The following is a 16897-nucleotide window of genomic DNA, read 5'->3' on the forward strand; positions in this document are numbered from 1 at the left end:
GAGGGGGAGGGAGCGAAGGACATGAGGACCACCACCAGCGACGGGACAACGGCTTGCGCTGCCACGATGAGGCTTCGCGCCGCATCCCGCCGAGGCCGGTGGATCACCGGCCGATTGTGGAAAACTCCCTCACCCGAACGAGAACTTCCGCCTTTGCTAGGGCAGTTCGAACCCCGGGTTCATCCCGCCCAGCGCGTTCGTGCACGGGCAGTCCCGCTCCTCGTTCGCGGGCAGCGCCGCCACCGCGTCGAACAGCACGCCCCGCAGCCGGTCCACGTTCGCCGCGAACACCCGCAGCACCTCGTCGTGGGAGACGCCCTCACCGGTCTCGGCGCCCGCGTCGAGGTCGGTGACCAGGGTCAACGACGTGTAGCAGAGCTCCAGTTCACGGGCGAGGGCCGCCTCGGGGTGGCCGGTCATGCCCACCACGGACCAGCCCTGGGCCTGGTGCCACAGCGACTCGGCACGGGTCGAGAAGCGCGGCCCCTCGACCACCACCAGCGTGCCGCCGTCCACGGCCTCCCAGTCCTGCCCGCGGGCCGCCTTCAGCGCGGCCGCCCGTCCGGCGGGGCAGTACGGGTCGGCCAGGGACACGTGCACCACGTTAGGCACGTTGCCGTCCGGCAGTGGCAGCCCGTCGAAGTACGTGCCCACCCGGGACTTCGTACGGTCGACCAGCTGGTCCGGCACCAGCAGCGTGCCCGGTCCGTACTCGGGGCGCAGCCCGCCCACCGCACACGGCCCGAGGACCTGCCGCGCGCCCACCGACCTGAGCGCCCACAGATTGGCGCGGTAGTTGATCCGGTGGGGCGGCAGATGGTGGCCGCGCCCGTGCCGGGGAAGGAAGGCGACCCGGCGGCCGGCGACCTCGCCGAGGAAGAGGGAGTCGCTGGGCGGACCGTAAGGGGTGTCCACCTGGACCTCGGTGACGTCCTCCAGGAACGAGTAGAACCCCGAGCCGCCGATTACGCCTATCTCTGCGTTCGCCATGGGCAGCACAGTATCCGGCCCGGAGAACCCGCGGCTGCCGGGCTCGGGAAACACCGAAGACCCCGCCGTCGTAGGACGGCAGGGTCCCGGAGGGGAGACCTATGCGGCGGAGCTGCTGCTCGACGAGGTGCCCGAACTCGCCGACTTCGTGTCCGAGGAGGACGACTTCGACTCGGACGACGAGGTGGACGTCGACGGCTTCGACGACGCCGGCGAGCTGCTCGACGAGGAGCCGCGGCTGTCGTTGCGGTAGAAACCGGAGCCCTTGAAGACGATGCCGACCGCCGAGAACACCTTCTTGAGGCGGCCCTGGCAGTTCGGGCACTCGGTCAGAGCGTCGTCGGTGAACTTCTGCACCGCCTCGAGGCCCTCGCCGCACTCGGTGCACTGGTACTGGTAGGTGGGCACTGTCTTCCTCCTGGCACTCTCACTCAATGAGTGCTAACGAGGGTCCATAGTGACGTATTCCTGAGAATCAGTCCACTGTCACCGGCACTCGGTGACCCATGCCACGTGCGACGGTCCGCCCGCCGGGCCGGGTCGCGAGGCGTGAACGCAGGGCCACGAGGGTCACCAGGGCCAGCAGGGTGCCGCCCATGGGCACCAGGAACCCGGCACCGCCCCAGAAGCGGTCCTCCAGCTGTCCGGCGATCGTGACGGCGGCCGCCTGGCCGAGCGCCACCGCTCCGGTCAGCCAGGTGAAGGCCTCGGTGCGGGCGCCGGCCGGGACCAGGTTCTCGACCAGGGTGTAGCCGGTGATCAGGGCGGGCGCGATGCACATGCCGACCAGGAGGCCGAGGCCGGCCAGGACGAGCACCGAGTGCGCGGCCCACAGGCCGGAGGTTGTCAGCGCGAGGGCGCCGTAGCCGACGACCAGGCGCCGCTGCGGGGCCACCTTCCAGGCAATGGCTCCGCAGACCAGGCCGGAGAGCATGTTGCCCGCGGCGAAGACGCCGTACAGGACACCGTTCAGGCCGGGCTCGCCGATCGACTCGCTGAACGCGGCCAGCGAGACCTGCATGCCGCCGAAGACGGAACCGATGCCGAGGAAGGTCACGATCAGGACCCGCACCCCGGGGACGCGCAGCGCCGAGGTGTGCGCCACGCGTGCGTGCCCGGCGGTCGCGGTGACCGTGGGCTGGGTGCTCCTCTGCGCGGCGAACAGCAGTCCGCCCAGCAGGGTCAGCGACGCCTCCGTCAGCAGGCCCGCGGCGGGGTGGACGGCGGTGCACAGGGCGGTGGCCAGCAGCGGGCCGAAGACGAAGGTGAGCTCGTCCGTGACGGACTCGAAGGCCGCCGCCGTGCTCATCAGGGGGGAGTCCTGGAGCTTGACGCCCCAGCGGGCGCGGACCATGGGCCCGATCTGCGGCACCGAGGCGCCGGTGGGCACGGCCGCGGCGAACAGCGCCCACAGGGGCGCGTGCGCGAGGGCCAGGGCGGTCAGGGACAGGCCCGCCAGGGTGTGCAGCAGGACACCGGGGATCAGCACGGCGCGCTGGCCGTGCCGGTCGGCGAGACGGCCGCTGTAGGGCGCGAACAGCGCCATGGAGACACCGGTGACGGCCGCGACGGCGCCCGCCGCGCCGTAGGAGCCGGTGGTGTGCTGCACGAGCAGCACGAGGGAGAGGGTGAGCATCGCGAACGGCTGGCGTGCCGCGAAGCCGGGGAGCAGGAACGTCCAGGCGCCGCGCGTGCGCAGCAGCTGCCCGTATCCCGGGCGGGAGGAGGTGACCGTGGATGCCACGGCCCGTGCCTTTCTGCCGCCTGGTAGCGCGCCTGTGCGGGGGCGCCGAGAGCTGTCCTCTTGCGCGGACTGCGGTAGATGCCGAGGACCGCTCTCAAGGACGTCCCGGCCGCCATACGGTCGCGCCAGCTCTGCGTCAGGCAGAGTTGGTTCGATCAGGGGTCGGCCCTCATCGTACAGGGGGCGCGTAACACGGCCTTAACGTGTGCCGTCGGCTCCGCCCGTGCCCAGCCAGTCGGCCAGCTTGCCGCCGTGGCCCACCGCGCGCAGCCGCCGCTCGGCGGCGTCGCGGACCGGGTCGGTGGCGACGACGAGCAGTTCGTCCCCGCGGCGCAGCACGGTCGTGGGCAGCGGAACGAAGGACTTGCCGTCGCGGACGACGAGAGTGACCGCCGCGCCCGCCGGCAGCCGCAGCTCGTTGACCTCGACGCCGTGCATCCGGGACCCCTCGGGAATCGCGACGGACAGCAGGTGTCCGCGCAGCCGCTCCAGGGGCGCAGACTCGATCCCGAGGTCGGCGGCCTCGGAGTCGCCGCCCAGGCGCAGCGTGCGCGCCAGCCAGGGCAGGGTCGGCCCCTGGACGAGGGTGTAGACGACGACCAGGACGAAGACGATGTTGAAGACGCGACGGCTGCCCTCGATGCCGCTCACCATGGGGATCGTGGCCAGGATGATGGGGACGGCCCCGCGCAGTCCGGCCCAGGACATGAGCGCCTGCTCCTGCCACGGCACCCGGAACGGCGTCAGGCACAGCACGACACTCAGCGGTCGCGCCACCATGGTCAGCACCAGCCCGATGACGAGCCCCGGCAGCACGTCGTCGCCCAGCTCGTGCGGGGTGACCAGGAGGCCGAGCAGGACGAACATGCCGATCTGGGCGATCCAGCCGAGCCCGTCGGCGAAACCGCGGGTGGCCGGCCAGTGCGGCAGCTTGGCGTTGCCCATCGCCATGGAGGCCAGGTAGACGGCGAGGAAGCCGCTGCCGTGGGCCAGCGCGCCCGCCGCGTAGGCGGTGACCGCGATCGCCATGACCGCGATGGGATAGAGACCGGAGGCGGGCAGCGCGACGTGCCGGAGGCCCCAGGAGCCCAGCCATCCCACCGCGATGCCGATGGCGGCACCGATGGCCAGCTCCAGCGTTATCTCGGCGATCAGCGTGTACCAGTGCTCGACCGGCCCGGTCTGGGAGAAGGCGACCACCAGGATGACCACCGGGGCGTCGTTGAAACCCGACTCGGCCTCCAGCGTTCCCGTCACGCGCGCGGGCAGGGGGATCCTGCGCAGCACGGAGAAGACCGCCGCCGCGTCCGTCGAGGAGACGACCGCGCCGATGATGAGGGCCTGGCGCCACTCGAGACCGATCAGGTAGTGCGCGGCCGACGCGGTGACCCCGACGCTCACCGCGACCCCGCCCAGCGCCAGCACGCTGGCGGCCGGCAGGGCCGGCTTGATCTCCTTCCACTTCGTGCCGAGGCCGCCCTCGGCCAGGATCACGACCAGCGCCGCGTATCCGATGACCTGGGTCAGTTCGGCGTTGTCGAAGTGGATGTCGCCGATGCCGTCCTGGCCCATGGCGATGCCGATCCCCAGGTACACGAGCAGGCTGGGGAGCCCGCTGCGCGAGGAGATCCGGACCGCGGCCACGGCGACGAGCAGGACGAGCGAGCAGACGAGCAGGAGCTGGTTGAGGTGGTGGACAGTCAGCGGCCGTTCCCTTCCCTGGCTCACCCGCATCACGCGCGCGTGAGCTCACGTACATAGGACACGAGACGAGGGAGCCCCGCATCCAAGTACTTCGTTACCTTACCTAACTCTTGACGATTTCTTGACGCTCCGCATGGCGAGATCGAACGCTCGTCCGCGTTTGATCCCGACTCCGCGTCAAGTCGGCCTGGGCCCTGCGCCTATGGTTGCTCCAGCGCGCAGAGCCCGCGTCATGTCCCCGGCGGCAGAACGCAGGCTCCCCGTCAATGCACAGCCCGCCCTGCCGCTCGCGTTAGGACAGCAAGGACAGCGATGCCCCCCACCACCACCGCCTCATCGGGTCAGCAGCCCGGCAAGTCCGGCAGGAAGAAGGGGCGCAGAGCCCGCCTGATCGTTCTCGTCCTCGTACTGGCCGTCATCGGCGCGGTCGCCTTCGGCGGGTACTGGTCGGTGAGCACCGTGCGCGCGTCCTTCCCGCAGACCAAGGGCTCGATCGAGCTCGACGGCCTGTCGGGCCCCGTGGACGTCAAGCGCGACAGTTACGGCATCCCGCAGATCTACGCCTCCTCCGACGCGGACCTGTTCATGGCGCAGGGCTACGTCCAGGCGCAGGACCGCTTCTACGAGATGGACGTGCGCCGGCACATGACCTCCGGGCGCCTGTCGGAGATGTTCGGCGAGGGCCAGGTCGAGGACGACGAGTTCCTGCGCACGCTGGGCTGGGACCGGGTCGCGAAGAAGGAGTACGACACCAAACTGTCGGCCTCCACCAAGAAGTACCTCCAGGCCTACGCCAAGGGGGTCAACGCCTACCTGCGGGGCCGGAGCGGCGCGGACATCTCCCTGGAGTACGCGGCGCTCGGCTTCGAGAACGACTACAAGCCCGCGCAGTGGACCCCCGTCGACTCGCTCGCGTGGCTGAAGGCGATGGCCTGGGACCTGCGCGGCAACATGCAGGACGAGATCGACCGCGCCCTGATGACCAGCCGCCTCGGCCCGAAGCAGATCGCCGAGCTGTACCCCGACTACCCGTACAGCCGGAACCAGGCGATCGTCCAGGAGGGCCAGTACGACGAGCTGACCCAGACCTTCCAGCAGAACGGCAGCTCGCAGAACAACGGCCTGTCCGGCACGGGCACGTCGACGAGCGGCACCGGCACCGGCACCTCGACGAGCGGCACCGGCACCGGCGGCTCGGGAACGTCCGCGGGCGGCACCGCGCTCGGCACGTCGGCCTCGGCCTCGTCCTCGACTGCCTCGGCCCTCCAGGGCCAGCTCTCGGGCCTCTACAACGTCCTGGACGACGTCCCCACGGCCGTCGGGGTCAACGGCCAGGGCATCGGCTCCAACTCCTGGGTCGTCGCGGGCTCGCACACCATCACCGGCAAGCCCCTGCTCGCCAACGACCCGCACCTGTCCGCCTCGCTGCCGTCGGTCTGGTACCAGATGGGCCTGCACTGCCGGACCGTCTCCAGCAAGTGCCAGTACGACGTCTCCGGCTACACCTTCGCGGGCATGCCCGGTGTGATCATCGGCCACAACGCGAAGATCGCCTGGGGCATGACGAACTCCGGCGTCGACGTCACCGACCTCTACCTGGAGAAGCTCTCCGGCGACGGCTACCTCTACGACGGCAGGACCAAGCCCTTCACCACGCGCGAGGAGACCATCAAGGTCGCCGGCGGCGCGTCCAAGAAGATCGTCGTCCGCGAGACGAACAACGGCCCCCTGCTGTCCGACCGCTACGACGAGCTCGTGAAGGTCGGCAAGAAGGCCACCGTCGACAACGCCGCCCCCGACCGCGGCGACGGCTACGGCGTCGCCCTGCGCTGGACCGCGCTCGACCCGGGCACCTCCATGGACGCCGTGTTCGCGATGGACAAGGCGTCGAACTGGAGCGAGTTCCGCGAGGCGGCGGCCCTGTTCGACGTGCCCTCGCAGAACCTCGTCTACGCCGACTCCGAGAACATCGGCTACACCCTGCCCGGCCGCATCCCGATCCGCGCGAAGGGCCACACCGGCGCCATCCCGGCCCCGGGCTGGGACCCCAAGTACGCCTGGACCGGCAAGTACATCGAGCAGGACGAGCTGCCCTACGAGTACAACCCGGAGCGCGGCTACATCGTCACCGCCAACCAGGCCGTGGTCGACAAGGACAAGTACCCCTACACGCTCACCACGGACTGGGGCTACGGCACCCGCAGCCGGCGCATCACCGACCTGATCGAGCAGAAGATCAAGGGCGGCGGCAAGATCTCCACCGACGACATGCGCCAGATGCAGCTCGACAACAGCAGCGAGATCGCCAAGCTGCTCGTACCGAAGCTGCTGAAGATCGACGTCGAGGACAAGGCCGTCCGCCAGGCGCAGGAGCTCCTGGAGGGCTGGGACTACACCCAGGACGCCGACTCGGCCGCGGCCGCCTACTTCAACGCCGTCTGGCGCAACATCCTCAAGCTCGCCTTCGGCAACAAGCTGCCCAAGGAACTGCGGGTCAAGGGCCAGTGCCTGTGGGTCGACCCCATCAACACCACCGGGCCCGCCGACGAGGCGGACAAGGTCCGCGAGTGCGGTCAGCGCGACGCCGACCAGGCGCAGCCCGACGGCGGCGACCGCTGGTTCGAGGTCGTGCGCAAGCTCATGGACGACGAGAACAGCGACTGGTGGAGCACCCCGAAGGGCGCGGGCGGCCGTACCGCGGCCACCGACCGCGACGGGCTGTTCAAGCGCGCCATGATCGACGCGCGCTGGGAGCTGACCGCCAAGCTCGGCAAGGACATCGACACCTGGAGCTGGGGCCGGCTGCACCGGCTGTTCCTGAAGAACCAGACCATGGGCGTCGAGGGGCCCGGCTTCCTCCAGTACATGCTCAACCGCGGCCCCTGGAAGCTCAGCGGCGGCGAGGCCACGGTCAACGCGACCGGCTGGAACGCCGCAGGCGGCTACGGCGTCGTCTGGGTGCCGTCGATGCGGATGGTGGTCAACCTCGGCGACCTCGACAAGTCGAAGTGGATCAACCTCACCGGGGCCTCCGGGCACGCCTACAGCGCCCACTACACCGACCAGACCGGCAAGTGGGTCAAGGGCGAACTGCTGGACTGGTCCTTCTCGGACGAGGCCGTCGACAAGAGCACGTCCGACACGCTGGTCCTTAAGCCCTAGGACCGAGGAAGGGCCCCTCCACGCGCGCGTGGAGGGGCCCTTCTCGCATTCCGGGTTTCTCATTCCGGGTTCTTGAAGCGGCGCACGCCCGACGGCGTGACCACGGCGTGCACCGGGCGGTCGTGTGCCTCCTCCGGCACATGCGCGACGACCTCGGAGTCGTACAGGAGCACCACCAGCGTCGGTCGTGCGCCCGCGCGCTCCAGGCGCGCGAGCACCCGGTCGTACGACCCCCCGCCGCGCCCCAGGCGCATCCCGCGCCCGTCCACCGCGAGGCCCGGCAGCAGGACGACGTCGGCGCCGGTCACGGCGTCCGGGCCCAGACGCTCGCCGGAGGGTTCGAAAAGCGCCATCTTTCCGCCGTGCTGGACGCGCGCGACGGACCCCTCGCCGGTGTAGGCGCCCCAGTCCAGGTCGTTGTCCGGCAGCAGCGCCGGGAGCAGGACGCGCACGCCCCGCTCGCGCAGCGCGTCCAGGAGCGCGAGCGTGCCGGGCTCGCTCCCTACGGAGACGTACGCCGCCACCGTGCGCGCACGCGCCAGCTCGGGCAGTCCGAGGGCCCGGCCGGCCAGCGCGGAAGCGGCTTCCCGCACGTCATCGGCCGTCAACCTGTTCCTCACCGCCAGGTACGCTCGTCGCAATGTTCGCTTGTCAGTCTCGGTGGGACGTCCGACATGACTCAAGGTCTGCACCCGTACCCTTTCAATACGCTCATATAAGAGCTTATTAACCGGAGCCCCAGATTCCAGGCAAAGGCACCGGATAGGGTTCGGCACATGACTCAGTCGCACCCTCGGATCAGCAAGGCTGTCATTCCGGCAGCCGGGCTCGGCACCCGCTTCCTGCCGGCAACCAAGGCCACTCCCAAGGAGATGCTGCCGGTGGTCGACAAGCCGGCGATCCAGTACGTGGTCGAGGAGGCCGTCTCGGCGGGGCTCGACGACGTCCTCATGATCACGGGCCGCAACAAGCGGCCCCTGGAGGACCACTTCGACCGCAACTACGAGCTCGAGTCCGCCCTCCAGAAGAAGGGTGACGCCGGCCGCCTCGCCAAGGTCCAGGAGTCCAGCGACCTCGCCACCATGCACTACGTGCGCCAGGGCGACCCGCGCGGCCTCGGCCACGCCGTCCTGTGCGCGGCCCCCCACGTCGGCCACGAGCCCTTCGCCGTCCTCCTCGGCGACGACCTGATCGACGCCCGCGACCCCCTGCTCAAGCGCATGATCGAGGTGCAGGAGCGGCACGGTGGCAGCGTCATCGCGCTGATGGAGGTCGCACCCGAGCAGATCCACCTCTACGGCTGTGCCGTCGTCGAGGAGACCGAGGACAGCGACGTCGTCAGGGTGAGCGGCCTCGTCGAGAAGCCGGACGCGGCCGACGCCCCCTCCAACTACGCGGTCATCGGCCGCTATGTCCTCGACCCGCGCATCTTCGACATACTCCGCAAGACCGAGCCGGGCCGGGGCAACGAGATCCAGCTCACCGACGCCCTCCAGCAGCTCGCGCAGGACGAGAAGGCCGGCGGCCCGGTGCACGGCGTCGTCTTCAAGGGCCGCCGCTATGACACCGGCGACCGGGGCGACTATCTGCGTGCCATTGTCAGACTCGCGTGCGAACGTGAAGACCTGGGCCCGGACTTCCGGACCTGGCTTCGCAGTTACGTAGCCGAGGAGATGTAGGCATTTGAGCAGCGCCGCGCCCCGCCCCGCCGAACAGGACCACCTGTGGTCGGTGGACGAGCACCTGGAGGACATCCTCGCGACCGTCCGCCCCCTCGAACCCATCGAGCTGCACCTGCTCGACGCCCAGGGCTGCGTCCTGGTCGAGGACGTCACGGTCCCGGTGTCGCTGCCCCCGTTCGACAACAGCTCCATGGACGGGTACGCGGTCCGGGTCACGGACGTGGCGGGCGCGAGCGAGGAGTTCCCGGCCGTCCTGGACGTCGTCGGGGACGTGGCGGCGGGCCAGGCCGAGCTGCTGCACGTCGGCCCCGGGCAGGCCGCCCGCATCATGACCGGCGCCCCGCTGCCGCCCGGCGCCGAGACCGTCGTCCCCGTCGAATGGACCGACGGAGGCCTCGGAGAGGGCCCGGTGACCGGGATGCAGGCCCGCGCCCTCGCCCCCGAGGGCGCCGAGGGGCACGTGCACGTGTACCGGTCGGCACGGGCACGCGCGCACGTGCGCGCCAAGGGCAGCGACGTCCGGGCCGGCGACCGCGCGCTGGAGGCGGGCACCGTCCTCGGCCCGCCGCAGATCGCCCTCCTCGCCGCCATCGGCCGCGGCACCGTACGCGTGCGCCCGCGCCCGCGTGTGGTCGTCATGTCCACCGGCAGCGAACTCGTCCAGCCCGACGAGAGCCTCGGCACCGGCCAGATCTACGACTCCAACAGCTTCGCCCTCACCGCGGCCGCCCGGGACGCCGGAGCCATCGCCTACCGGGTGGGCGCGGTCGCCGACGACGCCGAGACCCTGCGCTCCACCATCGAGGACCAGCTCGTCCGCGCCGACCTCATGGTCACCACGGGCGGCGTGAGCGTCGGGGCGTACGACGTCGTCAAGGAGGCCCTGTCCTCCGTCGGCGACGAGGACGAGCCGGGCGCCGGCGTCGACTTCCGCAAGCTCGCCATGCAGCCCGGGAAGCCCCAGGGCTTCGGCTCCATCGGCCCCGACCACATCCCGCTCCTCGCCCTGCCCGGCAACCCGGTGTCGTCGTACGTCTCCTTCGAACTGTTCGTCCGCCCCGCGATCCGCACCCTCATGGGCCTCGACGACGTCCACCGGCCGCGCACCAGGGCCACCCTGACCGCGGACAAGGCGCTGACCTCGCCCAAGGGGCGCCGGCAGTTCCTGCGCGGTACGTACGCCGACGGGTCCGTCAGCCCGGTCGGCGGCGCCGGCTCCCACCTGGTGGCCGCCCTCGCGCAGGCGGACGCGCTGATCGTCGTGCCGGAGGACGTGGAGTCCGTCGAGCCCGGCACCGAGGTCGAAGTGGTCCTGCTCGGCTGAGCACACCAGGTTGGCGGTACCGTGTCGCGCACAACAGGCCGGACCGGGAGCGCCGCACAACCATGAGTACGCAGGACCGACTGACGCACATCGACGAGGCGGGAGCCGCCCGCATGGTCGATGTCTCCGGCAAGGACGTCACCGCCCGCACCGCGCGCGCGAGCGGGCGCGTCCTCGTCTCGCCCCGAGTGATCGAGCTGCTGCGCGGCGAGGGCGTCCCCAAGGGCGACGCCCTGGCCACCGCGCGGATCGCGGGCATCATGGGCGCCAAGCGCACCCCGGATCTCATCCCGCTGTGCCACCCGTTGTCGGTGTCAGGTGTGAAACTGGACCTGTCGGTCGCGGACGACGCCGTGGAGATCCTGGCCACCGTGAAGACCACGGACCGCACGGGCGTCGAGATGGAGGCCCTCACCGCGGTCTCCGTCGCCGCGCTCACCGTGATCGACATGGTCAAGGCGGTCGACAAGGGAGCGGTCATCACGGACGTACGGGTCGAGGAGAAGACGGGCGGCAAGTCGGGCGACTGGAGCCGGGCATGACGTATCGCGCACTTGTGGTCACCGCCTCCAACCGGGCCGCCGCCGGGGTCTACGAGGACAAGGGCGGTCCGTTGATCGCCAAGGGGCTGGGCGGTCTCGGCTTCACCGTCGAGGGGCCGCTCGTCGTCCCGGACGGCGACCCGGTCCGGGACGCCCTGCGTGCCGGTGTCGCGGCCGGATTCGACGTCGTCGTCACCACCGGCGGCACCGGCATCTCGCCCACCGACCGCACCCCCGAGGCCACCCGCGCGGTGATCGACCACGAGGTGCCGGGCATCGCGGAGGCCATCCGGGCGTTCGGACGGGACAAGGTGCCGACCGCCGCGCTCTCCCGGGGCCTGGCCGGGGTGGCCGGACGCACGCTGATCGTCAACCTGCCGGGTTCCAGCGGCGGGGTGAAGGACGGACTGGCCGTCCTTGCGCCTCTGTTGATCCACGCCGTCGACCAGATCCGCGGCGGCGACCATCCGAGACCCGGTACCGGCAGTGGGGGTGCGAGCTGAACAGCCCGTCCTGGCCCGTCGTACTGGCGGACGGCGATGTCGTCCTGAGGCCGATAAAGATGCGCGACCAGCGGGTCTGGCGCGAGGTGAACCGGCGCAACCGGGACTGGCTGCGCCCCTGGGAGGCGACCATTCCGCCGCCCACCCCGAGCGGCCCGATCGCGCACCGGCCGACCTACCGTCAGATGGTCCGCCACCTCAGGTCCGAGGCGAACGCGGGACGGATGCTGCCGTTCGTCATCGAGTACCGGGGCCAGCTGGTCGGGCAGTTGACGGTCGCCGGAATCACCTGGGGCTCCATGTGCTCGGGACACGTGGGCTATTGGGTGGACCAGTCGGTGGCCGGGCGCGGGGTGATGCCGACCGCTGTGGCGCTTGTCGTGGACCACTGTTTCCGCACGGTCGGTCTGCACCGCATCGAGGTCTGCATTCGCCCCGAGAACGCGCCCAGCCGACGGGTCGTGGAGAAACTCGGATTCCGCGAGGAGGGACTGCGGCCGCGCTATCTCCACATCGACGGGGCCTGGCGGGACCATCTCGTGTTCGCGCTCACCGCGGAAGAGGTGCCCGACGGATTGCTCCGGCGCTGGCAGCGGGCACGCTCCCGCAGCACGCCGCACGACAATCCCGCGTAGTCGTTTCACCGGGAACCGGAAATTGAATAAGTGTTCGAAAATGATCGGTGCATGACCGTCTCGGGGCGTGGAATTCGCGACTGAGGCGGCCTGCTGATCGGATCGGTCACAAAAAAAGCTCGAAATATCAGCCAGATCGTGCGACACACCGGCGCAATTGGCAGATGGCCTCACGCAAACCCCTCTACCGTGTGAGGCGTGAGCAGCAGCGGCCTCATCTACGCAGTCATTGTCGGGGCCTGGGCCGCCTACTTGGTGCCGATGTGGCTCCGTAGGCAGGACGAGCTGAACGAGGCCCGTCCGACGGAACGCTTCAGCACCGCCATCCGGCTGCTGTCCGGACGGGCGGGCATGGAGCGTCGATACGCCAAGGACCTGCGCGCGCGCTCCGCCGACGAGGGGGAGCACGACGCGGACGAACCGGACGCCGTCACCGACTCGGTGGACGTCCGGGCCTTCGCCATGCCCCCGACGCGTCCGCAGACCCAGGCGACGGTCCAGCCGCCGGCCTCCGAGCGCCGGGAGGCGCCGCGCGAACCCGCGCGGGAAGCCGAGCGGGACGCGGGACCCGGCGACCCGGCACGCGCGACGGCGAACCCGCCCGAACCCGGCGGCGCACCGACGCGCAAGCAGACACCCGCGTCCGCGGCCCGGCGCACGGCAGCCGCGGAAGCGGCCGCCGCCCGAGCCCGGCGCACGAAGGTGCTCGCACGCCGCCGGCGTACGACGGTGCTGCTCTTCCTCGCCTTCACGCTCGGCGCGATCGTCGCCGCCGTCGGAGGACTCGCCTTCCTGTGGGCGCCCGGCGTCCCCGCGGTGATGCTCAGCGCGTACATCGCCTACCTGCGCTCCCAGGAACGCCGCCGCTTCGCCTACCAGATGGACCGGCGCCGGGCCGAGGCCGCCGCCCAGCACCTGCGCGACCGGGCCCGCCAGCCGCGCCGGCGTGCCTCCGTGAGCACCGGCGTGGACGCCGACGAACCGGACGAGGGACCAGGAGCGGAGACCGACCCCGGCCTGTCCGCCCTCGCCGCCGACCGGCGCGCCCTCGTCGAGCAGACCGACCACGCCGAATGGGTCGACCAGCAGCGCGAACGGCAGCGCAGGCCCGGCCACGGCGACAGCTGGGACCCGGTACCGGTACCGCTGCCGACGTACGTCACCGCGCCGGTCGCCCCCCGCGCCACCGCGGACGTGGATCTCGGCGCGCCGGACGCGTGGAGTTCCGCCCGCTCCAGCGCCGTGGCTCCCGAGCAGGCCGGCCAGGACGCGGCGCCCGTCGCGGAGGACGGGGAAGCGGAGGACGCCTCCGCCGACGCGGACGACAAGCCCGCGGCGGACGGCCGCACCGACGCCCGCCGCGCCGCCTCCGCCCGCCGGGCACGCGAGCGTGGCCGCACCCCGCTCTTCGACCAGTACGAGGAAGGCGACCGGCCGCGCGCGGCCAACGAGTGAGCAACGGCCCCCGGGCCGCCGCGCCCTGACCAGCCCGGAACGGATTTCCAAGCACCCGGATGGGGATGCTAGAGTTTCACTCGTTGCAAGGGCCTGTGGCGCAGTCCGGTAGCGCACCTCGTTCGCATCGAGGGGGCCAGGGGTTCAAATCCCCTCAGGTCCACGCAGCGACTGTTCTTGAGTTCGCTCAGGAGTAGTTGACGAGATCCCGTCCGATCTTCTTGATCGGGCGGGATCTTTGGTTTTCCGGTGGCGCCCGCACTCGGGGCGACGGAAGTGCGGCGGGCAACGGGGGGCGAGGATGCCGGGCTTTCCGGAGTGGCAGGGCCGGATGCTGCGCGCGGTCTGGTGGGACGGCGAGCAGCTGCCGCAAGAGGTGGTGACCTGGATGTCCGAGCTGTACGGCGAACTCGGAGGCATCCCGGAAGACGAGTTCTGCGCGTCCTGGACCGCGCGCACCTTCTCCATGGCGCGATCGGCGTTCGAGGTGGTCGTCAGGGCGGCGGAGCGGGAGACGGGCAAAGCCGCCACCGGGGACGAGTTCTGCTACCTGGACTACGTGCGCGACCCGGATCTCGGACCCGTCGGCGTGGTGCGCATCAAGTCCTCAGAGGTCTCGACGCCCGACCGGGCGGGAGTCCTGGGCGCGGTGGCCGATGGAGTGCAGGAATTCATGATGAGCCATCACCGTGTGACCTGGCCCGTCTGTGGCGATCACGGCCGCGGTCTGCATGTGGGCTATGTCCATGAGACCGCGGTCTGGAATTGCACGGGAGGGGCCGCGGAGGGGCACGTGGTGAGAGCGATCGACCGTTCTCACAGCGTCTTCGCGTAGCAGCGGCTCTCCTCGTAGTGGCGGTAGTAGCCGAACTTGGCGCAGGGTTCGTAGCCGCTGGAGGTGTACAGGGCGATGGCCTCCGGCTGCTTGGTGCCGGTCTCCAGCACCATGCGCAGACGGCCGGCCGCGCGGGCGTCGTCCTCCAGCGCGGACAGGACGCGGCGGGCGAGACCGCGGCCGCGCATCTCCTCGATCACGTACATCCGCTTGAGTTCGGCGTCGCCGTCCAGGTTGCCCTCGCCGTTGGTGTCCTGGGCCCGCCAGCCGCCGGTGGCGACGGGGCTGTCCCGCTCGTCGTACGCGATCAGGTAGACGCCGTTCGGGGGCTCGAAGTCCGTCGGGGCCAGCTCGGTGGCGTCGCCGCCGTCGCCGTAGCGGACGTGGTACTCGGCCTGGACCTGGTCGTTGAGCTTCACGGCGTCGGGGTGGTCGAAGGGGACACGGCGGATCATCATGCCCCCCAGTGTGCCGGTATCGTTCCCGGGTGCTCACTGTGACCTCCGCCAATGTGAACGGACTGCGCGCCGCCGCGAAGAAGGGCTTCGTGGAGTGGCTCGCGGAGACCTCCGCCGACGTGCTCTGCCTGCAGGAGGTGCGCGCCGAGCCGCAGCAGCTGCCCGAGAGCGTCCGGTCTCCCGAGGGCTGGCACGTGGTGCACGCGCCCGCCGCCGCCAAGGGGCGGGCCGGCGTCTCCCTCTACACCCGCCGTGAGCCCGACCGCGTCCGGATCGGCTTCGGTTCGGCCGAGTTCGACACCAGCGGGCGCTACGTCGAGGCCGACCTGCCCGGCGTCACCGTCGCCTCCCTCTACCTCCCGTCCGGCGAGGTCGGCACCGAGCGGCAGGACGAGAAGATCCGCTTCATGGACGAGTTCCTCGCCTACCTGAAGGACCTGCGGGTACGGGCCGCCGCCGACGGCCGCGAGGTCGTCGTCTGCGGCGACTGGAACATCGCCCACCAGCAGGCCGACCTCAAGAACTGGCGCGCCAACCAGAAGAGCTCCGGCTTCCTGCCGGAGGAGCGGGCCTGGCTGGGCCGGGTCCTGGACGAGAGCGACGGCGGGTATGTCGACGTCGTGCGGTCTCTGCATCCGGAGGCGACGGGGCCGTACTCGTGGTGGTCGTACCGGGGGCGGGCCTTCGACAACGATTCGGGTTGGAGAATCGACTACGAGATCGCCACGCCGGGTCTCGCCGCGAAGGCGGTCAAGGGGTACGTCGAGCGCGCCGCCACGCACGCCGAGCGCTGGTCGGACCACGCGCCCGTGACGGTCGTGTACGACCTCTAGGGCGTGTTGCGAAAGTCCCGCCTGCCTCGCGACGCCATGCACGCGCCCCCATCCTCGAACCTGCTGCGCAGGGCTCGGACGGGGGGACCCCCTTCGCCGCACCGGGCGAAAGCCCAAGTACATCCAGTACGAGGACTTCCGCCCGGCACGCCGAGAGCACGCACCTGACGCCGCGAGGCCCGCCCTGCGGGCGAACGACGGGACTTTCGCAACACGCCCTAGTCCCGCTTCCGCAACCGCCGGTCCAGTGCCAGGGAGAGTTCCGCCTCCACCACGCTGCGGGCCAGGGGGCGCAGGCGGTGGAGGTCGGGTTCGGTGGCGTGGTGCAGGACCAGGTCGGCGAACATCTCCGCGAGGTCGTCCACGTGTTCGCGGACGCGTTTGCCGGCGGCCAGCACCTCCCCGAGGGGGATGCCCTCGCGGACCAGTTCGGAGGAGACGTCCAGGAGGCGGCGGCTGATGTGGACGATCTCGTCGCCGTCGGTGCCGAGGTAGCCGAGTTCCAGGGCGGCGGCGAGGTTCTCCGGGGTGACCTCGCCCTCGAAGCGGGCGGCGAGTTCCTCGGGGGTGAGGCGGACCGGCTCCTCCTCCGTGGGCGGTGTCACGCCGAGGACGTCGGCGACGTCGCGGCCGTGGTCGAGGGCTTCCGCCAGTTCCGCGATGCCGGTGAGGGTGTGGCCGCGTTCCAGGAGTGCCGCGATGGTGCGCAGGCGGGCCAGGTGGTGGTCGTCGTACCAGGCGATGCGGCCCTCGCGGCGAGGGGGCGGGATGAGCTTGCGTTCGCGGTAGAAGCGCAGGGTGCGCACTGTGATGCCGGCCAGGCGGGCCAGTTCCTCCATGCGGTATTCGCGCTTGTCCGTCACGACCGCAGCCTATGTTGTACCGCCGGTAACTTTCCCTCTGACGACCCCTACCCATCGGTATGGAGCTGTTCTACCCTCCCATTGCGCCAGTGTTCACTGGCAGAGTCGGGCAGGGAAGGCATCGGCATGGCCGAACACGAGCATGTGCGGGTGGCGGTGGTGGGATC

General features: G+C 70.8%; 16 protein-coding genes and 1 tRNA gene. 10 read left to right on the forward strand and 7 right to left on the reverse strand.

What is annotated here, in order from left to right:
- Positions 1–156: 156 nt before the first annotated feature.
- The 4 genes from EHS43_RS17775 to EHS43_RS17795 all read right to left on the reverse strand — a co-directional run bounded on the left by EHS43_RS17775 (position 157) and on the right by EHS43_RS17795 (position 4468).
- A complete protein-coding gene (locus EHS43_RS17775; protein ID WP_125191754.1) occupies positions 157–990 on the reverse strand; it encodes an S-methyl-5'-thioadenosine phosphorylase in 834 nt (277 codons plus the stop codon).
- Between the two features lie 99 nt (positions 991–1089).
- Complete coding sequence (locus tag EHS43_RS17780) at positions 1090–1398, reverse strand: FmdB family zinc ribbon protein (protein ID WP_125191755.1); 309 nt, start codon at positions 1396–1398, stop codon at positions 1090–1092.
- 67 nt (positions 1399–1465) lie between these two features.
- Positions 1466–2734, reverse strand: a complete 1269-nt coding sequence (locus EHS43_RS17785; protein WP_125191756.1) for an MFS transporter — start codon at positions 2732–2734, stop codon at positions 1466–1468.
- Positions 2735–2932: 198 nt separating this feature from the next.
- Complete coding sequence (locus EHS43_RS17795; protein WP_125191757.1) at positions 2933–4468, reverse strand: potassium/proton antiporter; 1536 nt, start codon at positions 4466–4468, stop codon at positions 2933–2935.
- A gap of 282 nt (positions 4469–4750) precedes the next feature.
- On the opposite strand from EHS43_RS17795, the gene EHS43_RS17800 reads away from it, so the two are divergent.
- Complete coding sequence (locus EHS43_RS17800; RefSeq protein WP_125191758.1) at positions 4751–7600, forward strand: penicillin acylase family protein; 2850 nt, start codon at positions 4751–4753, stop codon at positions 7598–7600.
- A 59-nt stretch (positions 7601–7659) separates the two neighbouring features.
- Here the strand turns inward: EHS43_RS17800 and EHS43_RS17805 are convergent, their stop codons facing one another.
- On the reverse strand, positions 7660–8283 hold the full coding sequence (locus tag EHS43_RS17805; protein ID WP_125191759.1) for a 5-formyltetrahydrofolate cyclo-ligase: 624 nt from the start codon (positions 8281–8283) through the stop codon (positions 7660–7662).
- A 93-nt stretch (positions 8284–8376) separates the two neighbouring features.
- On the opposite strand from EHS43_RS17805, the gene galU reads away from it, so the two are divergent.
- The 8 genes from galU to EHS43_RS17845 all read left to right on the forward strand — a co-directional run bounded on the left by galU (position 8377) and on the right by EHS43_RS17845 (position 14576).
- On the forward strand, positions 8377–9279 hold the full coding sequence (gene galU, locus EHS43_RS17810) for a UTP--glucose-1-phosphate uridylyltransferase GalU (RefSeq protein WP_125191760.1): 903 nt from the start codon (positions 8377–8379) through the stop codon (positions 9277–9279).
- Between the two features lie 4 nt (positions 9280–9283).
- Positions 9284–10606: a gephyrin-like molybdotransferase Glp gene (gene glp, locus EHS43_RS17815; protein WP_125191761.1), complete on the forward strand. Its 1323-nt coding sequence runs from the start codon at positions 9284–9286 to the stop codon at positions 10604–10606.
- Positions 10607–10668: 62 nt separating this feature from the next.
- Entirely contained in the window at positions 10669–11148 is a 480-nt protein-coding gene (moaC, locus tag EHS43_RS17820) for a cyclic pyranopterin monophosphate synthase MoaC (RefSeq protein ID WP_053852462.1), read from the forward strand.
- Complete coding sequence (locus EHS43_RS17825) at positions 11145–11651, forward strand: molybdenum cofactor biosynthesis protein B (RefSeq protein WP_125191762.1); 507 nt, start codon at positions 11145–11147, stop codon at positions 11649–11651. The genes moaC and EHS43_RS17825 overlap by 4 nt, the downstream gene beginning before the upstream one ends.
- Complete coding sequence (locus tag EHS43_RS17830; RefSeq protein ID WP_125191763.1) at positions 11648–12286, forward strand: GNAT family N-acetyltransferase; 639 nt, start codon at positions 11648–11650, stop codon at positions 12284–12286. Before EHS43_RS17825 ends, EHS43_RS17830 begins: the two co-directional genes overlap by 4 nt.
- Before the next feature lie 198 nt (positions 12287–12484).
- A complete protein-coding gene (gene glpR, locus EHS43_RS17835) occupies positions 12485–13741 on the forward strand; it encodes a gephyrin-like molybdotransferase receptor GlpR (protein WP_125191764.1) in 1257 nt (418 codons plus the stop codon).
- An 89-nt stretch (positions 13742–13830) separates the two neighbouring features.
- A tRNA-Ala gene (locus tag EHS43_RS17840) sits at positions 13831–13904 on the forward strand.
- Positions 13905–14042: 138 nt separating this feature from the next.
- Positions 14043–14576 carry a hypothetical protein gene (locus EHS43_RS17845; protein WP_125191765.1) on the forward strand — a complete coding sequence of 178 codons (534 nt, stop codon included), beginning with the start codon at positions 14043–14045 and terminating at the stop codon, positions 14574–14576.
- Here the strand turns inward: EHS43_RS17845 and EHS43_RS17850 are convergent.
- Positions 14558–15034 carry a GNAT family N-acetyltransferase gene (locus EHS43_RS17850; protein ID WP_185806292.1) on the reverse strand — a complete coding sequence of 159 codons (477 nt, stop codon included), beginning with the start codon at positions 15032–15034 and terminating at the stop codon, positions 14558–14560. The two genes, EHS43_RS17845 and EHS43_RS17850, sit on opposite strands and share 19 nt — an antisense overlap.
- 29 nt (positions 15035–15063) lie before the next feature.
- On the opposite strand from EHS43_RS17850, the gene EHS43_RS17855 reads away from it, so the two are divergent.
- On the forward strand, positions 15064–15867 hold the full coding sequence (locus EHS43_RS17855; protein WP_185806293.1) for an exodeoxyribonuclease III: 804 nt from the start codon (positions 15064–15066) through the stop codon (positions 15865–15867).
- A gap of 218 nt (positions 15868–16085) precedes the next feature.
- Here the strand turns inward: EHS43_RS17855 and EHS43_RS17860 are convergent, their stop codons facing one another.
- Positions 16086–16730, reverse strand: a complete 645-nt coding sequence (locus tag EHS43_RS17860) for a MerR family transcriptional regulator (protein ID WP_125191768.1) — start codon at positions 16728–16730, stop codon at positions 16086–16088.
- Positions 16731–16897 lie beyond the last annotated feature (167 nt).

Source organism: Streptomyces sp. RP5T (genome assembly GCF_003933965.1).
Taxonomy (GTDB): Bacteria; Actinomycetota; Actinomycetes; order Streptomycetales; family Streptomycetaceae; genus Streptomyces.

What these genes read in the sequence shown, in the direction of transcription:
- EHS43_RS17850 (WP_185806292.1), bottom strand. Translation starts at nt 15,034, where the DNA reads ATGATGATCCGCCGTGTCCCCTTCGACCACCCCGACGCCGTGAAGCTC.
- galU (WP_125191760.1), top strand. Translation starts at nt 8,377, where the DNA reads ATGACTCAGTCGCACCCTCGGATCAGCAAGGCTGTCATTCCGGCAGCC.
- EHS43_RS17775 (WP_125191754.1), bottom strand. Translation starts at nt 990, where the DNA reads ATGGCGAACGCAGAGATAGGCGTAATCGGCGGCTCGGGGTTCTACTCG.
- EHS43_RS17825 (WP_125191762.1), top strand. Translation starts at nt 11,145, where the DNA reads ATGACGTATCGCGCACTTGTGGTCACCGCCTCCAACCGGGCCGCCGCC.
- EHS43_RS17800 (WP_125191758.1), top strand. Translation starts at nt 4,751, where the DNA reads ATGCCCCCCACCACCACCGCCTCATCGGGTCAGCAGCCCGGCAAGTCC.
- moaC (WP_053852462.1), top strand. Translation starts at nt 10,669, where the DNA reads ATGAGTACGCAGGACCGACTGACGCACATCGACGAGGCGGGAGCCGCC.
- EHS43_RS17845 (WP_125191765.1), top strand. Translation starts at nt 14,043, where the DNA reads ATGCCGGGCTTTCCGGAGTGGCAGGGCCGGATGCTGCGCGCGGTCTGG.
- EHS43_RS17795 (WP_125191757.1), bottom strand. Translation starts at nt 4,468, where the DNA reads ATGCGGGTGAGCCAGGGAAGGGAACGGCCGCTGACTGTCCACCACCTC.